Origin of the sequence: Sporolactobacillus sp. Y61 (assembly GCF_040529185.1) — a bacterium.
GTDB lineage: Bacteria > Bacillota > Bacilli > Bacillales > Sporolactobacillaceae > Sporolactobacillus.
This window is the reverse complement of sequence record NZ_CP159510.1, coordinates 2,746,938-2,762,891: the sequence shown is the minus strand read 5'-3', so window position 1 is coordinate 2,762,891 and position 15,954 is coordinate 2,746,938. Positions and strand designations below refer to the sequence as shown.

Genomic DNA, 15,954 nt, shown 5'->3' with positions numbered 1-15,954 from the left:
TGAGACGGGCACTCTTTTTATACCCATTGAAACAGACGACAGACGACACATTTTTGCAAGAACTATTTTTATTAAGGAACAGACTATTGCTTAAATCAAAGCATGATAATAAGGTGATCGGAAAATGACTATGGATGAACTGATCCAAAAGGCATCAACCTATCTGGATAAAGATGAGATTAAACAACTGAATGAAACTTATGAATTTGCGAAAGCCGCCCATAAAGGACAAGTACGTAAATCGGGAGAGCCTTATATCACGCATCCGGTTGAGGTTGCCGGAATTCTTGTGGAACTGAAAATGGATGTCACAACCATTATCAGCGGATTTCTTCATGATGTCGTAGAGGATACTCCGATCACCCTCGAGGATATTCGGAATAAATTTGGCGATAACGTGGCGACCCTCGTTGATGGTGTAACGAAACTGAGGCATTTTGAATATACGTCCAAGGAAGATCAGCAGGCTGAGAATCATCGGAAGATGTTCGTTGCGATGGCCCGTGATCTTCGCTGTGTCATCGTTAAACTTGCTGACCGTCTGCACAATATGCGGACATTAAAGTATATGACTCATGAGAAACAGCTCCAGAAGGCCAATGAAACGCTGGAGATTTTTGCCCCGCTGGCCAACCGTCTGGGTATTTCTACGATTAAATGGGAGCTTGAAGATATCTCACTGCGTTATCTGAAACCGCAGCAATATTATAAAATTGTCAATCTGATGAAGCAGAAAAGGGAAGAGCGGGAGGCCTATATTGCTCAGGTTGTTGAGGATCTGAAAAAATATGTGAAATCTGTTCATATCGAAGCAGAGATTTCCGGACGCCCGAAACATATTTACAGTATCTACCGGAAAATGGTCAATCAGCATAAGCAGTTTAATGAAATTTACGACCTGTTTGCCGTCCGGATCATTGTGGAAAGTATTAAGGATTGTTATGCGATTCTGGGGATTATTCATACGCACTGGAAGCCGATGCCCGGGCGTTTCAAGGACTACATTGCCATGCCGAAAGCGAACATGTATCAGTCTCTTCATACAACGGTCATCGGACCGAAAGGCGACCCGCTTGAGGTTCAGATCCGGACGCAGGAGATGCATGACGTTGCAGAATACGGCATTGCCGCACACTGGGCCTATAAAGAAGGCAAAACGCGTAACATCAATAATAAATTTGAGGATAAGCTGACCTGGTTCCGGGAAATTTTGGAGTATCAGAACGAGACGGATGATGCTAAGGAATTTATGGAGTCCCTGAAGATGGACCTTTTTTCTGACACCGTGTTTGTTTTTACCCCAAAAGGCGATGTCATTGAACTTCCGGTCGGTTCGGTACCCATTGACTTTGCCTACCGGATACACACGGAAATAGGCAATAAAACAGTTGGTGCACGTGTCAATGGGAAAATGGTCCCACTGGACTATAAATTGAAAACAGGCGACATTGTCGAAGTACTGACGTCGAAGCATTCATATGGTCCAAGCCGTGACTGGCTGAAGATCGCCAAAAGTTCAGCAGTTAAAAATAAAATTAAACAGTGGTTCAAAAGGCAGCAGCGCCAGGAGAACGTAGCCAATGGCCGCGACATGATTGAAAAAGAACTGCGCAATCAGGGGCTCAGTATTAAAGATACGCTGACTGAAGAGAAATTAGCCGAGGTTGTAAAGAAATTCAATTTTTCCCATGAAAATGAGCTGTATGCGGCGGTGGGATATAACGGTATTCCGGCAAGACAGGTGGTTGACCGTCTGACGGAGGACGAACGGAAGGCGAAGGAAGAGCCGGTCAGTCCGGCAAGGCAGCTTCCTGAATCGAAACCTGCACCCAGACGAAAAACATCACTCGGTGTAAAAGTGAAGGGTGTGGACAACCTTCTGGTGCGCCTTGCCCGCTGCTGTAATCCAGTTCCCGGTGATGCGATTGTCGGTTACATCACGCGAGGAAGGGGCGTGACGGTTCACCGGAAGGACTGTCCGAATATTAAAAGTGAAGAGGAACAGCGCCTGATCAGCGTCGAATGGGAAAATACGGAATCGAAAGCGAAGGAATATAACGTTGATATTGAAATCAACGCCTACGACCGAAACGGACTGCTGAATGAAGTGCTTCAGTGTGTGACTGATGCGCATACAGCGATTAACGGCGTCTCGGGACGCGCGGATAAAAATAAAGTAGCGTCCATACATATGACCATTGCCATCACGAATATTGATCACCTGTATCGCGTCGTGGAAAAAATCAAACGGATTCCGGATATCTATTCCGTGCGGCGTGTGATGCAGTAGAAATTCAAAAAGGGGATGGGGTCGTGAAAGTTGTTCTGCAGCGCGTAAAGAAGGCTTCCGTTGAAGTCGAAGAGAAGACGGTCGGTCGCATTGACGGCGGACTCCTGCTGCTTGTAGGCATCAGACAGGGGGATGCCCTGGAAGATGTGTATTATGTCGCCGACAAGATTGCCGGCCTGCGTATTTTTGAAGATGCAGAAGGGAAAATGAACCGGTCGCTGGTTGATGTGTCGGGCGCCATTCTCTCTGTTTCCCAGTTTACCTTATACGGTGACGTCTCACATGGGCGACGCCCCAGTTTTATTCAGGCGGCGCGTCCTGAGAAGGCCAGGCCCTTATATGAGGCGTTTAATGATCGGCTGAGATCCCACGGCCTGACTGTTGAAACGGGTGTTTTCGGTGCCAGGATGGACGTTTCCCTGCTTAATGACGGACCGGTGACGCTCATTGTAGCGAGTAAACCGCATGAGTGAACGGCAGAGCAGGCTTTTCTGCCATCCCTTGACATTTTATGAGAGAATACGTACTATAAAAGGACAAAACCAGTGACGAAGAGATTCTGCAGATCCTGCTGTCAAAGAGAAGGCGAGCCATAGGCTGAGAGCGCGCCCGGCATGAGCAGATACAGGAGGACACTTCCGAGGCGTTTTTCTGAAAAGCGAAAACCCGTTTTCAGCTGATTAGGAGAATTCGTTGACCGGGCGTTAACCGGATTAAGAGGAAGCATCAAGTGATGCTTTAAATCAAGGGTGGCACCACGAACGCATATTCGTCCCTTGTCCGCTGCAGAACGGACAAGGGACTTTTATTATTTATGAACACAGAAAGCAGAAGGAGGAAGTCATTTGCTTATTCAGATTCCGAGAGGGACCTACGATGTCCTGCCGGAAGAATCAGGTATCTGGCAGAAGATTGAAGAAACCGCTAGAAAGATCTGTACATTATTTCATTATAAAGAAATACGTACCCCGCTTTTTGAATCGACAGATCTGTTTCAGAGAGGCGTCGGGGATACGACGGACATCGTACAGAAGGAAATGTATAATTTCAAAGATCGGGGAGGGCGCAGCCTGACTCTGCGTCCTGAAGGGACAGCATCGGTTGTCCGCGCATTTGTCGAGCATAAAATGTACGGCCTTCCCGACCGGCCGGCTAAATTGTATTATATCGGTCCCATGTTCCGCTATGAGCGGCCACAGTCCGGGCGGACACGGCAGTTTACCCAGTTCGGCGTCGAAGCTCTGGGTTCGAAGGATCCGTCTATAGATGCTGAAGTCATTGCACTTGCCCTGTCTTTCTATCACGCGCTGGGTCTGAAAAATCTGAAGCTCGTTCTGAACAGTCTTGGTGATCCGGAAAGCCGCGCAGCGCACCGTAAAGCCCTGATTAACCATTTTAAACCATCTATCGGCGAGTTCTGCGAAGATTGTCAGACGCGGCTTGAGAAGAACCCGCTGAGAATTCTTGATTGTAAAAAAGACCATGATCATCCGCTGATGGCTACTGCCCCTTCGATCATAGATTATCTGACCGATGACGCCAGAGATTATTTCAATCGCGTTAAATCCATTCTTGATGAAATGGGTATTGTCTATGAACTGGATCCGACGCTGGTACGCGGGCTGGATTATTATAATCACACAACGTTTGAAATCATGGGTGCCAGTAAAGGGGCAATCAGTACCCTGACCGGAGGCGGCCGGTACAATGGCCTGGTCAGTGAACTTGGTGGTCCGGAAACGGCCGGTGTCGGTTTCGCTCTGAGTATCGAACGTCTCCTGCTTGCGCTGGAAGTGGAAGGGATCACGCCTCGCGCCGAAGACGGACTGGATGCGTTCATTGTTGCCATAGGTGAAAAAGCGGAAGAAAAAGCCCCTGTTTTGCTGCACAGGCTCCGTGAAGCCGGTCTTCGCGCCGATAAAGACTATATGGAACGGAAAGTTAAAGCACAGTTCAAACAGGCAGACAGGGATGATGCCCGCTTTGTTGTGGTACTCGGTGATGAGGAACTGGAGGCTCATTCGGCTACTGTGAAGCATATGAGCGACGGGACTCAGGAGAAAGTTGCCTTTGACAGACTTGCAGACTACATGAAATCGAAAATGAAAAAATGAGGTGTCGAGATTGTATCGGAATGCATATTGCGGTAAGTTGACCGCAAAACAGGCAGGGCAGACAGTGACCCTTGCCGGATGGGTTCAGAAACGAAGAGATCTGGGCGGTGTGATCTTTATCGATTTACGTGACAGATCCGGCTTTGTCCAGATTGTATTCAACCCGAAAATTTCTCAGAAAGCATGGAATACGGCAGATAAAGTTCGCAGCGAATATTGCCTTTCAGTGACCGGAACCGTTTCTGCCCGCGCCCCGGAAGCTGTGAATCCTAAAATAAAGACTGGCGACATTGAAATCATGATTCATGAAATCCATGTTCTGAATAAATCAAAAACGCCGCCCTTTCCGATTGAAGACCATATCGAGGCTTCTGAAGATGTCCGGCTGAGGTATCGCTATCTGGATCTGCGCCGGCCGGAAATGCTTGAGACCTTCAAGCTGCGCAATAAAGTCACCCGGTCCCTGCGCCATTTCCTTGATGACAGAGATTTTCTTGATATTGAAACCCCGATACTGACCAAAAGCACGCCGGAAGGGGCACGCGACTATCTGGTACCCAGCCGTGTTCATCCGGGTGAATTTTATGCCCTGCCGCAGTCGCCGCAGTTGTTTAAACAGCTGCTGATGGCTTCCGGAATGGAAAAGTATTACCAGATTGCCCGCTGCTTTCGGGATGAGGATCTGCGCGCCGACCGCCAGCCGGAGTTTACCCAGGTTGATATTGAGATGTCTTTCTTTGAACTCAGGCCGTTCCAGGATATGATTGAAGAGATGCTGGTCAATCTGGTAAAAGAAGTGAAAGGTATTGATATTCCGCGTCCGTTTAAACGGTTGACTTATGCCCAGGCAATGGATCTGTACGGCAGCGATAAACCCGATACACGTTTTGGCTTAACGCTGATTGATCTGACCGATATTGCGGCGGACAGCACGTTGAAGGTGTTTAAAGAGGTCCAGGAAAAGGGTGGCGTCGTAAAAGCGATCAACGCCAAAGGACAGGCTTCGCATTTCTCGCGCAAGCAGGTGGATGAAGATCTGCGTCATGTCGTTTCCCCTCATGGGGCAAAAGGGCTGGCCTGGCTTAAGGTTGAAGAGAACGGCATGAAGGGACCCATTGCCAAGTTCTTTGATGAAGCGCTGACTCAGCGGATTGTTAAGCGGACGAACGCTGAGCCCGGTGACCTGCTGCTCTTTGTCGCAGACAAGAAAAAAATTGTGGCCGAAAGTCTTGGCGCCCTCCGGCTTCACCTGGGCAAGACACTCGGCTTGATTGACGAATCGGCTTTCAACTTCCTCTGGGTGACGGAATTCCCGCTCCTTTCCTACAGTGAGGAAGAGCACCGATATGTGGCTGAGCACCACCCGTTCACGATGCCGGTTCTTGAGGATCTGGACAAGATCGAAAGCGATCCGGGCAGCGTACGTGCCCAGTCCTACGATATGGTACTGAACGGTTTCGAGCTGGGCAGCGGATCGGAAAGAATCTGTAATCACGAGATGCAGGAGAAAATGTTCAAGGTACTCGGATTTACAAAAGAGCGCGCCGAGAAACAGTTTGGCTTCCTGATGGAAGCATTCGAATATGGCGCTCCGCCTCATGGTGGTATGGCGCTCGGTATTGACCGGATCGTGATGCTGCTTGCCGGATGTTCGAGCCTGCGCGATACCATTGCTTTCCCGAAAACAGCCAGTGCATCGGATCTGTTGACCAAGGCACCAAGTGCAGTCAGCGATGCGCAGCTGGCCGAACTCCATCTGGACGTTGCCACACTGCTGAAATAACCCGTGGCAGGATCTGGCAGGAATGGCAGGAAGCAGATGCTTGATAAACAGCTACATTTATGCTAACCTAAGATTAGAAATTGAACAGCGTCCTGAGGTGTTAGTCGAACGTCGATATGTTTTGACCGAACATCTAACTATAGGGAGTCCGTTGTTTTCACTCGTCACGCATGCCCGCACAAGGGACCCGTAAACTGTGAAACAGGACACCCACCTGCTCACGAGCGGGTTTCAAAGCTGCGGCTTCACAACGGCACATTCGGGATTCTCATGTTCTATATCCAAAAGAAAGAGCAGAACCGGGATATTTTCCTGGTTCTGCTTTTTCAATGCAAAAAATAAACCGGGAGAAAACCCGGATGCTATTTTGCTGATGAATACAAAGTCAGATTGAATGTAGCCTGCCAATGGTTATCCTGACTGCTTTGGAGTGAGAGATCACTCAGCGTGTGCAGGCGCTCCATTTTTTCCAGATCGCCCAGAAAAGCAACAATATCAGATTGTTTCCCCGCCGTAATCGTGACCATGTACCTGTTCTGTTTCAGGACGGACTGCCCCGTCACATTCGATGAAGGGTCATTATTCTGCCTGTCATCAGAGTCCGTCATGGCGATTGTTGCGACAGCGACCTGATGCCGAGAGGCCAGTTGCTGAAAATCAGAGAAGAAGGATTCTACTTCCGGCTGCTTCGGCAGTCGGTCTGCATGGACAACTGTATCCTTATTCTCTTTCTTTGCCCTCGCCAGGGCTTCATCCTGATACATTTTAACGTTCTGCTGTGTGAACGCGATCTCCTGTTTCATCGGTATGATTTTTGTAAAGTAAAACCATCCGAAGCCCATGCAGACCAGAAGCAGCGCAGCACACGTGACAATAGCTGATTGTCTCATGGTTTTTGATCCTTTTCTTTACTGATGTTCATCGTCAGCGTAACCTGCATTGTATCACTCTGATCACCGGTCTGGCTGATCTGTGTCGTTTCAACATTCTCAAACGGTTGCCGGCGCAGTCGATCCGTAAATTGGACAACAGCCTGGAAATCAGGCAGCAGACTTTGGACCGTAATCCTATGTGATGCAATAGTGACATTCTGGATCGCTCCGCCATCAGGAAGACGCTGGTTCAGGGAAGTCAGCGCATGGTAAACGTCCGGCTGACTTTGCCGGACCTGTCTGACCGCCTGTTCAGCATTTGGTGTCCCGGAAGTGTCCTGCTCCTTGAGGGTGCGTGCTTTCCATATCGACTCCTGCTGATGGACATCCTGAAGTGTACCGTTCAGCTGCCAGGCATACCAGAATAAAGCAGCCAGTGCAATCACACAGACCGCAGCGAAGACCATGATGAAGCGAATGAATGCCCTGGACGTCCGTTTTTCGTAGGGAAGAAGGTTAATATCAATCATGAGACAAGCTCCTTCATCGCCGAGCCAATGGCAGGAATGAAGGACAGCTGGATGGAATGCCCCGTTTTTTCATCATCGACGGGCACAGGTTCAACAGGAATATGAACCGTATCAGAAAGGACTTTTCCAAATGTACGCTGCTCACGCTTTTCATTAAGCAGGTAGATGGCTGCCACCTGTCCGCTGCCCTTCTGAATGGAAAATTGATAAAAATTCATCATGCGATCAATTTCCGTGACCGCGTTCAGAACGTACAGATCTGCCGCTTCATCTGCTGAATCTGCTCCGCGGGTACCGAGATGAACCTGTCTGGCAAAAAGAGGGACGTCGTTGTGCAGAATCGATACACTGAGTGTCGCTTTCTCCAGCCGGGCATACATCCGGTGTTCCGGAAGCACTGCTTTATGTATATAGTGAATCCAGCGGTCAACACCAATAGCATTAAATTCCGCCGCAACTGGTTCGAGACCCGCAGAACGCAGGACGTGCACATACTGGCGGACAACGGTTTCCGGAGCGGCGTAGAGGACGACGTTCGTTCCATCCGCTGCTCTGTTCAGTACATGGAAGTCGAATATCGGGTCTTTAAATGGAAGCTGAATCTTTTTGCCCATTTCGATAAAGAAATAGTTTCGCAGATCCTGATCGGTCATCACGCCGGGCAGCTCGAACTGCCGGACAATCAGCTGTGAATCCGGGATTGTAAAGCACACCTGTTTTCTATTCGCCTTAAGCTTGCGGACCAGCCCCTTCAGTTTTGCCTGACAGGCTTCCTGATTTTTAAGGATTCCATTAACGATGATTCCGGGTTCCAGAGCAGTCTCCTGCGTCCGGATAGCCGACACATGGCCTGTGCCGCCTTTAAGGAGAGCAAGCCGCAGACTGTCGTCGGCAAAAGTAAGACCAACACGGACATGGGACTGAAACCATTGTGACAGATTTCCAAACATCAGACATCATTCCCCATGTTAAAAGATTAAGTCAAGATAGGCTGCGATCAGCTGGTCACCGAAAAAGAAGGCGGTCAGCATCCCAAGTGTGATAAAAGGGACGAAAGGCACCGGCTGGCGCCGTTTCACCAGACCGGTCAAAAGACCGAGGCCGCCGAGCAGCGCACCGAAAAAGGTCGACAGGAAAAAGCCGAGTACAATCAGTTTTATTCCGATGATAAGCCCCATTACAGCAAACAGTTTTACATCACCGCCGCCCATTCCGCCGCCGCTGATGAGCGCAATCAGTGCCAATAGAACAAATCCGGCTGCGGCACCGGCCAGGGGATCCCACCACGGGGTGGCAGGAAAGGCACTCCGAAACACACTAAAGAGAATGAAAAAGAACAGCAGAATTTTATCCGGGATGATCATGTGCGACAGGTCGGTCACAAGAACGATCATCAGCAGGGAAGAGAGCAGCCAGCCCGCAAGCATTTCTTCAATCGTTGCTGCCTGTATGAAGCTGAACAGGAACAGCAGACCTGTCGCTGCCTCAATGGCCGGATAGATCGGTGAGATCTTCGCATGGCATGTCCGGCACCGTCCGCGCAGAAAAATATAGGAAAAGACCGGTACCAGATCGCGGATAGTCAAACGCCGCCCGCACGACGGACAGTGTGAAGGCGGCGATATAATCGATTGACCTTCGGCAACCCGAAGACCAACGACATTGTAAAAAGAACCGAGGACAAGACCAAGTATTGTGATATAAATTTCAAAAATAAAACTTATCCACATAGCTTTATAAACATCCTAATCATTCAGTAGTTGATTCCGGCTCTTCTTCACCAGATTTAGCAACAATTTCTTGTTCTGTTGATCCATCAGTCACACCGGCATGGCCGGTAATTGAATATTCGCCGTCAGTAACGGAAACTGTAAAAGAAGTATCTCTTGCATGGCCCAGATACTTTTTTAAATCATCGTAAGTAAGGGAATTGTCATCTGGATTTTCAGCATTATAAAGTTTTGCGGCATGAATGATATTTAATGCATCCTGATAATTCGCTTTCTCGCGCTGCCCACTGATAACATTCGTAATGATTGGCACTGCAATTGCAGCAATGATAGCAAGAATCACAATGACAGCCAGCAGCTCGACAAGGGTAAACCCTTTCTGATCTTTAGACTTTGCTCTAAGTTTTTTTAACATTTTTTCCTCTCCCTCATCAAAAATTTTGATAAATCTGAAACATCGGTATCACAATAGCCATAACAATAAAACCAACGATGACGGCCAGAAATACCATGACAGCCGGTTCCATCAATGCCTTCAATCGCTCAGTCATCTGCTGCACGTCGTTCTCATAATAATGGGCCACGTGGTTCAGCATCTGATCCAGCATCCCGGTCTGTTCGCCGATCGCAGTCATATGGTAGACGATTGAAGGAAAAACCCTTTCGTTTCTGAAAGCCTCGGACAGCGGCTGGCCGAAGTCAAGTGCCTGTGCAACATTATGTATGGCCCTCCGGATCGCCAGGTTCGACGTGATGTTTTCAATCGAACGCAGCGCGTCAATAACCGGAACGGAACTGGACAGCAGCAGGGCAAGCATCCACAGCAGGCGGGACAGCTCATTTTTATAAATCAAAGATCCGACTAATGGCACACTAAGTATAGCACGGTCTAGTCGTATTTTACTAGATTTATTTCGTTTTAACAGGAAAAAAAGTAAAAAAATGCCTGCAGATACTAAGATAAGCACGGGCCAAAAGACTCTTATCCCGTTACTCATGGAAAGAATGATTCGGGTAATCGCCGGTACCTGAGCGCCGAGTCCGGCAAACATCGACTGGAACATCGGTATGATCGTGGTCAGAAGAAAAATCACGACGCCGACGGACATCAGCATGACGAAGACCGGATAAACCATCGCTGTTGAGAGTTTCTGACGCGACTGATGCTGGCGTTCGTAGTAGACGGCCAGATGATCCAGGCTTTCCTCCAGCCGGCCGCTGCCTTCGCCGGCACGAATCATATGAATGATCATCGGACTGAAAACTTTTTTTTGATTTTCAAAGGCCTGAGACAGGGTCCGGCCTTCCCGGAGGTCAGAGGCCATTTGCTGAATGACGGATTTGAAATACTTGTTTTTCTCTTCCTGATCCTGGAGAATCTCCAGCGCATCGGCAACGGTCACACCGGCCTTTATGATGGTTGCAAACTGGCGGAGAAAAATCACCTTTTCCTGCAGTCTGACCCGGGAACCGAGTGACAGATCCCTGTACCAGATGGAATCAGCGTGTTCTCTGACCGAGCGAATGGTCAGTCCCTGATGGACAATCTGTACGAGTGCTTCCTGCCTGCTTCCTGCAGTCAGGCGGCCCCGCTTCGTCTTTCCATTTTCCTTCGTCGCGATGAAGTCAAATACTGGCATGTTCCATTACTCCTTCAGTAAGAACTTCTCCACAGATTCGGCGGCAATAGCCCGGTTTGCGAGCATGTCTTTGATGCAGGAAGCCATGGTCTGCATACCTGCCGACCGGTTCATCTGGATCACGCTTGGAATCTGATAGATTTTTTTTTCCCGGATCAGGTGGCTGATGGCCTTATTATTGATCATCACTTCCGTTGCAACGCGTCTTCCTGAATAATCAGGTGTCGGAAAGAGGTGCTGAGAGACAACAGCGACAAGTTCAGTTGCCAGCTGAATCCGTATCTGTCCCTGCTGATCCGGCGGAAAGACATCGATAATGCGGTCAACCGTTGAAATCGCATCATTTGTATGGAGCGTCGCAAGGACCAAGTGTCCGGTTTCCGCTGCTGTCAGTGCCGTACGGATGGTTTCAAGGTCGCGCATTTCACCCACCAGAATCACATCCGGATCCTCGCGCAGGGCTGACCGAAGGCCCTTGGAGAATGATTGCGTGTCGTTTCCAATTTCCCGTTGCTGGATGATGCACTTGTTATGCCGGTGCAAATATTCGATGGGATCCTCCAGGGTAATAATATGCCGTCGCATGTTTTTGTTCATATCGTCAACCAGAGCGGCCAGTGTTGTGGATTTCCCGCTTCCTGTCGGGCCTGTCACAAGGAAGAGTCCGTGCGGCCTGTGGCACAGTGACGCGAGGACTTCCGGGAGCTGAAGAGATGTAAGATCCGGTACATGCTGCGGAATCACCCGAAATGCCAGACTGTAACAGTTACGCTGGCGGAACGCATTGACACGAAAACGTGAGAGACCGGGAATACTGCAGGAAAAGTCAAGTTCGCCATATTTACTGAGCTTGTGATACTGATCGTCTGCAAGAAGACTCTGAACAGCAGATTCGGTGTCCGACGGTGTGACCGGCGGCAGATCGAGTGAAACCAGTTCTCCATTGAGACGGATAGTCGGCGGAATACCGACGGAAACATGCAGATCTGAGGCCCGACGTGAGCAGGCTTCAATTAACCATTCTTTTAATGATTGTTTCATGATAACAAATGCTCCGATCTTTTCTCAATAGACAAATAATGTCAGCTGATGATTTTTAACAGTTCATCAACGGTTGTAATCCCTCTCTTGACTTTCAGAAGTCCATTCTCAAGCATCGATTGACCTCCTGAATTCTTGACCAGATTCTGGATGTCGCCAAAAGTATGGTGATTAATCAGGGTTTCGGAAATCTGACTGGTTATGTCCAGCATTTCATGCACAGCCGTCCGTCCGAGGTAACCGGTATGATGACATGATTTGCAGCCGGTCCCTTTCATCATGACGGGCGGACAGGTCATACCGGCCTTTTTAAAAAGCCCTTGTTCAATCGGTGTAGGTTGCGTTTCCCTGGCACAGTCATGGCAGATCCGCCGCACCAGGCGCTGAGCCACAACTCCGGTCAGTGATGCTGCGACAAGAAAGGGATCTACACCCATGTCAATCAGACGGTAAATCGTGGTCGGCACGTCATTTGTATGCAGGGTTGACAGGACCAGATGCCCGGTCAGACTGGCGCGGATGGCGATTTCCGCCGTTTCAGAATCACGGATTTCTCCGACCATGATGATATTCGGATCCTGACGGAGGATTGCACGCAGTCCCTTCGCAAATGTCAGACCAACCGGTGCGTTGGTCTGAATCTGATTAATGCCTTCAATCTGGTATTCAACGGGATCTTCAATGGTAATGATGTTTTCCCTTTCACTGTTCAGGTGATTTAAAGCCGCATACAACGTCGATGTTTTTCCGGAACCCGTCGGTCCGGTGATCAGAATCAGTCCGGTCGGCCGGGTAATCATTTTCGTGAACAGCGTTTCCTGCTCTTCAGTGAACCCGACGTTGGGAATTTTCAGCAGGAGATCCTGCGTGTTCAGCAGCCGCATGACGATGCGTTCACCAAACAGTGTAGGCAGAGTAGACACGCGGAGGTCCAGCCGCTGTTTACCGATGCTGACTTTTACCCGTCCGTCCTGCGGCAGCCTTTTTTCTGTGATATCCAGCTGGCTCATCACTTTGATTCGGGTCACAAGGACGCTGAGCATTTCTTTAGGAAAAGTGCGGTACGTATGGAGCTCGCCGTCGATCCGGAAACGAACGACTACGCTGAATTCGCGCGGCTCAATGTGCACATCGCTGGCCCGATTTTCAACTGCACTCAGCAGGCATTTATTGATCACTTTGATGATCGGCGTATCGTCTTCTTCAACCTTCACAGCGGTCTCTTCCACCTGTCTTGACTTCATTGAGGTCAGCAGCTCATTGACCGAGTCTTCTTCGTTGTAGACGCGGTTAATCGTACTTATAATCTCACTTGGCAGAGCGAGAGAGACATGAATCTGGAAACCGGTCATCATCTGCAGATCTTCAATCGCGTAGTAATCCAGCGGATTTGCCATGGCGACATAAAGATCCTGATCACTTTTTTTATAGGGAATCAGTTCGCTTCTTCTGGCAAAGTCCTGATCGACCAGATTGGCGGTCCCAGGATCAATAACCAGATTGCTCAGGTGAACCTGCGGCATATTCAGTTGCATGGACAGCACGTCAATGAGCTGCTGCTCCGATATGTACCCGCGTTCGATCAGCGCACTGCCCAGCTTCTGCGACGCATTTTTCTGCTCCAGTGTGCTATTTAACTGATCTCTGCTGATCAGGCCCGATTCTACGAGGATTTCTCCCAGCCTGCGATGTAGGCGCTGCTTCATAATGGATCCTCCCGAAAGAACATCATTAATTTTCCAAGTTAATCAACTCTTTTAATCTATCAGAAACCTGTTTAAAATAAAACGTGTATATAGGTAAACAGAAAGGAATGGGTCAAATGGCTCATCACCAGGATGGAATGACGCTTATTGAAGTTATCGCTTCGATTGCTCTTCTCAGTGTTGTCATTCTCACATTTGCTTACGTTTTTATCCAGAGTCAGCAGTTCACGACAATGAACGGTGACCGTCAGACGGCATTGCAGCTGGCTCAGAAGAAGCTGTCGGAGACACTGGCAGGACCGCTTCCTGAGCAAAATACGTCAGAAGTTCCATTTAATCCGGATGTCCCTGACAGCTGGATCCGTATTGATTACAGACAGGAGCCAAATTCGGCTTACCGGACATTTACATTCAAAAAATTACCGGACAGTCCGGAGTCTGATCCAGGAAGGCCGCTGATGATCATGGTCCGTACGTATTATGATCGTGAGCATCATTACATAGAACTTTATAACTATTATACGACAAATTAGAAACGGAGAGGTACCGGAAAATGCCCCACAATTCCAGAGGTGTCACCTTAATTGAACTGCTGGCCGTGCTGACACTGGCATCCATTTGTTTTACGCTGATTTTTGGTATCTGGCTTTCGGGAGAGAAAGCCACTACACGAGCAATAACCGAGAATGAGCTTCAGGCTGATGCCAATCTGGTTCGGACACGGTTGACGGAGGCTTTTTATGATAAAGATAAAAAGCCGTTTAAACTTAAACTTGCCGGAGGTGTAATCACAACCCGATATCTGGACACGAATGGAAATGAGTCAGGTCCTCCGATTCCGATCTCAAATAAAAATCTGACATATACCGGAACACCATTGGAAATAGAAATAAATAAAGAGACTTCTGAGTTGAGACTTGACTATACCGTCTCTAAAAATGAAATGAGTTATGGTATTCATACGACAATCTATTTCCCGTGGGCAGGAAAAAGTGAGGGGGAGAACTCTGAAAATGACTGATAAATGGTTCAGACAGCAAAAAGGATCTGTTTTACTTGTCGTCCTTCTTGTCACCACGCTTTTTACGATTATGGGTCTCCTGTTGATCACTGTCTCATTCAGCCACACCAAACAGATAAATAAAGAAATTAGCCGCACACAGGCAACCAATGCTGCAGAGATGGGTTTGAAGGAATTTAATTGGAAAGTTAAGCGCATCATCAGTGAGAATATTCAATTTGATGATAAAGTGAATTTAATTGAAAATCTGTCAGTTTCTTCTGATGACTCGTTTCCTTACTCTTATAGTGTTGATGCAGAAATGAATAAACAAACGAAGCGTATTGCAATTACCAGTACAGGAAGAGTAAATGGGGAACAGCGGGTAATCACTCAGAATAAAATACTGTTTGCTGAAGACAGCAACAGTGATAATCAAATCAATGGGAAAAGTTTGATCTATGGAGGTTCGATAAAACGCGGTAAGAACGTCGAAATTGGGCCTCCGGATGCAACGAATGAATCCGTTGATTTCGATTCAATAAAACAATATTTTAAACGTATTCGCCTGCCATCGGCTGAACCGTTACCTGATGCCATTAGAAAAAATGAGGCCTCACAAAGTATTAGCCACTGTACAGACAACATAAATTTTGTAAACACGGTCAATATTTCTCACAATGTGGTTTTTGACAAGAATGTCATGGTACATGGTGATTTCAATGGTTCAGGAAATATTACGATTAAAGGTGATCTTTATATAGATGGAACTGTAAATTTATCCGGAAATATTACGGTATGCGGGGACGTTTATATTAAGAATGACGCGAATTTATCCGGTAATATTAATTTTAATCGTAATGTCTTTATTAATCAGACTGCAAATATTAGTGGAAACGTTCATGTAAAAGGGGATACTGTAATAAAACAGGATTTCAATTATGAAGGTGGATCGACGTGGGACGGATATGTTTATGTTGGCAACAATTTAATAAGAAAAAATGACAGTAGTGGCTGGGGTCAGATATTACAGTTTAATAACACAGTTTTTGTTAACCATGATGTTGATCTGCACAGTAATAAAGTAGAAGTTCAATTTAATAATGGACTGGTTGTAAGTCACGATATAACATTAAAAACCAGTGCTAATGGTAAAATTATTATTCATAAAATTTCTGACTGGAACAGTGGACTGAATCAAATCGATGAATCGGCAGAAGAAACAGAATATAATTAAACTCCTCAATA

15 protein-coding genes and 1 other RNA gene are annotated in these 15,954 nt (G+C 47.7%); 8 read left to right on the top strand and 8 right to left on the bottom strand.

Annotation, left to right across the window (positions count from 1 at the left end):
* Positions 1-124: 124 nt before the first annotated feature.
* The 5 genes from ABNN70_RS13260 to ssrS all read left to right on the top strand — a co-directional run bounded on the left by ABNN70_RS13260 (position 125) and on the right by ssrS (position 6,457).
* Complete coding sequence (locus ABNN70_RS13260; protein WP_353948059.1) at positions 125-2,290, top strand: bifunctional (p)ppGpp synthetase/guanosine-3',5'-bis(diphosphate) 3'-pyrophosphohydrolase; 2,166 nt, start codon at positions 125-127, stop codon at positions 2,288-2,290.
* A gap of 23 nt (positions 2,291-2,313) precedes the next feature.
* A complete protein-coding gene (gene dtd, locus ABNN70_RS13255; RefSeq protein WP_353948058.1) occupies positions 2,314-2,763 on the top strand; it encodes a D-aminoacyl-tRNA deacylase in 450 nt (149 codons plus the stop codon).
* A gap of 372 nt (positions 2,764-3,135) precedes the next feature.
* A complete protein-coding gene (gene hisS / locus ABNN70_RS13250) occupies positions 3,136-4,404 on the top strand; it encodes a histidine--tRNA ligase (protein WP_129928264.1) in 1,269 nt (422 codons plus the stop codon).
* 10 nt (positions 4,405-4,414) lie between these two features.
* Positions 4,415-6,187 (top strand): aspartate--tRNA ligase, encoded by a 1,773-nt coding sequence (gene aspS, locus ABNN70_RS13245; protein WP_353948057.1) that lies wholly within the window; start codon positions 4,415-4,417, stop codon positions 6,185-6,187.
* A gap of 86 nt (positions 6,188-6,273) precedes the next feature.
* Positions 6,274-6,457, top strand: a non-coding RNA gene (gene ssrS / locus ABNN70_RS13240) — 6S RNA.
* A 92-nt stretch (positions 6,458-6,549) separates the two neighbouring features.
* On the opposite strand, the gene ABNN70_RS13235 is transcribed toward ssrS, so the two are convergent.
* The 8 genes from ABNN70_RS13235 to ABNN70_RS13200 are packed head-to-tail and all read right to left on the bottom strand — an operon-like array spanning position 6,550 to position 13,706.
* A complete protein-coding gene (locus ABNN70_RS13235) occupies positions 6,550-7,077 on the bottom strand; it encodes a hypothetical protein (protein WP_353948056.1) in 528 nt (175 codons plus the stop codon).
* Positions 7,074-7,589, bottom strand: a complete 516-nt coding sequence (locus ABNN70_RS13230) for a hypothetical protein (RefSeq protein ID WP_353948055.1) — start codon at positions 7,587-7,589, stop codon at positions 7,074-7,076. The genes ABNN70_RS13235 and ABNN70_RS13230 overlap by 4 nt, the downstream gene beginning before the upstream one ends.
* Positions 7,586-8,539, bottom strand: a complete 954-nt coding sequence (gene pilM, locus ABNN70_RS13225) for a pilus assembly protein PilM (RefSeq protein WP_353948054.1) — start codon at positions 8,537-8,539, stop codon at positions 7,586-7,588. The genes ABNN70_RS13230 and pilM overlap by 4 nt, the downstream gene beginning before the upstream one ends.
* 18 nt (positions 8,540-8,557) lie before the next feature.
* The gene (locus ABNN70_RS13220) at positions 8,558-9,319 is read right to left on the bottom strand and encodes a prepilin peptidase (RefSeq protein ID WP_353948053.1); all 762 of its coding nucleotides are present in this window, start codon (positions 9,317-9,319) and stop codon (positions 8,558-8,560) included.
* 19 nt (positions 9,320-9,338) lie between these two features.
* Positions 9,339-9,734 (bottom strand): prepilin-type N-terminal cleavage/methylation domain-containing protein, encoded by a 396-nt coding sequence (locus ABNN70_RS13215; protein WP_353948052.1) that lies wholly within the window; start codon positions 9,732-9,734, stop codon positions 9,339-9,341.
* Positions 9,735-9,750: 16 nt separating this feature from the next.
* Positions 9,751-10,959 (bottom strand): type II secretion system F family protein, encoded by a 1,209-nt coding sequence (locus ABNN70_RS13210; RefSeq protein WP_129928271.1) that lies wholly within the window; start codon positions 10,957-10,959, stop codon positions 9,751-9,753.
* 6 nt (positions 10,960-10,965) lie between these two features.
* Positions 10,966-12,000 carry a type IV pilus twitching motility protein PilT gene (locus tag ABNN70_RS13205; RefSeq protein WP_129928272.1) on the bottom strand — a complete coding sequence of 345 codons (1,035 nt, stop codon included), beginning with the start codon at positions 11,998-12,000 and terminating at the stop codon, positions 10,966-10,968.
* A 41-nt stretch (positions 12,001-12,041) separates the two neighbouring features.
* Positions 12,042-13,706, bottom strand: coding sequence for a GspE/PulE family protein (locus ABNN70_RS13200; protein ID WP_129928273.1), 1,665 nt, complete (start codon positions 13,704-13,706; stop codon positions 12,042-12,044).
* Positions 13,707-13,822: 116 nt separating this feature from the next.
* Here ABNN70_RS13200 and ABNN70_RS13195 point away from each other — a divergent pair, with 116 nt between their 5' ends.
* The 3 genes from ABNN70_RS13195 to ABNN70_RS13185 are packed head-to-tail and all read left to right on the top strand — an operon-like array spanning position 13,823 to position 15,943.
* Positions 13,823-14,239 carry a prepilin-type N-terminal cleavage/methylation domain-containing protein gene (locus ABNN70_RS13195; protein ID WP_353948051.1) on the top strand — a complete coding sequence of 139 codons (417 nt, stop codon included), beginning with the start codon at positions 13,823-13,825 and terminating at the stop codon, positions 14,237-14,239.
* A gap of 20 nt (positions 14,240-14,259) precedes the next feature.
* Positions 14,260-14,727: a type II secretion system protein gene (locus tag ABNN70_RS13190; RefSeq protein ID WP_353948050.1), complete on the top strand. Its 468-nt coding sequence runs from the start codon at positions 14,260-14,262 to the stop codon at positions 14,725-14,727.
* Positions 14,720-15,943 (top strand): polymer-forming cytoskeletal protein, encoded by a 1,224-nt coding sequence (locus ABNN70_RS13185; RefSeq protein ID WP_353948049.1) that lies wholly within the window; start codon positions 14,720-14,722, stop codon positions 15,941-15,943. The genes ABNN70_RS13190 and ABNN70_RS13185 overlap by 8 nt, the downstream gene beginning before the upstream one ends.
* The last annotated feature ends 11 nt before the right edge of the window (positions 15,944-15,954 follow it).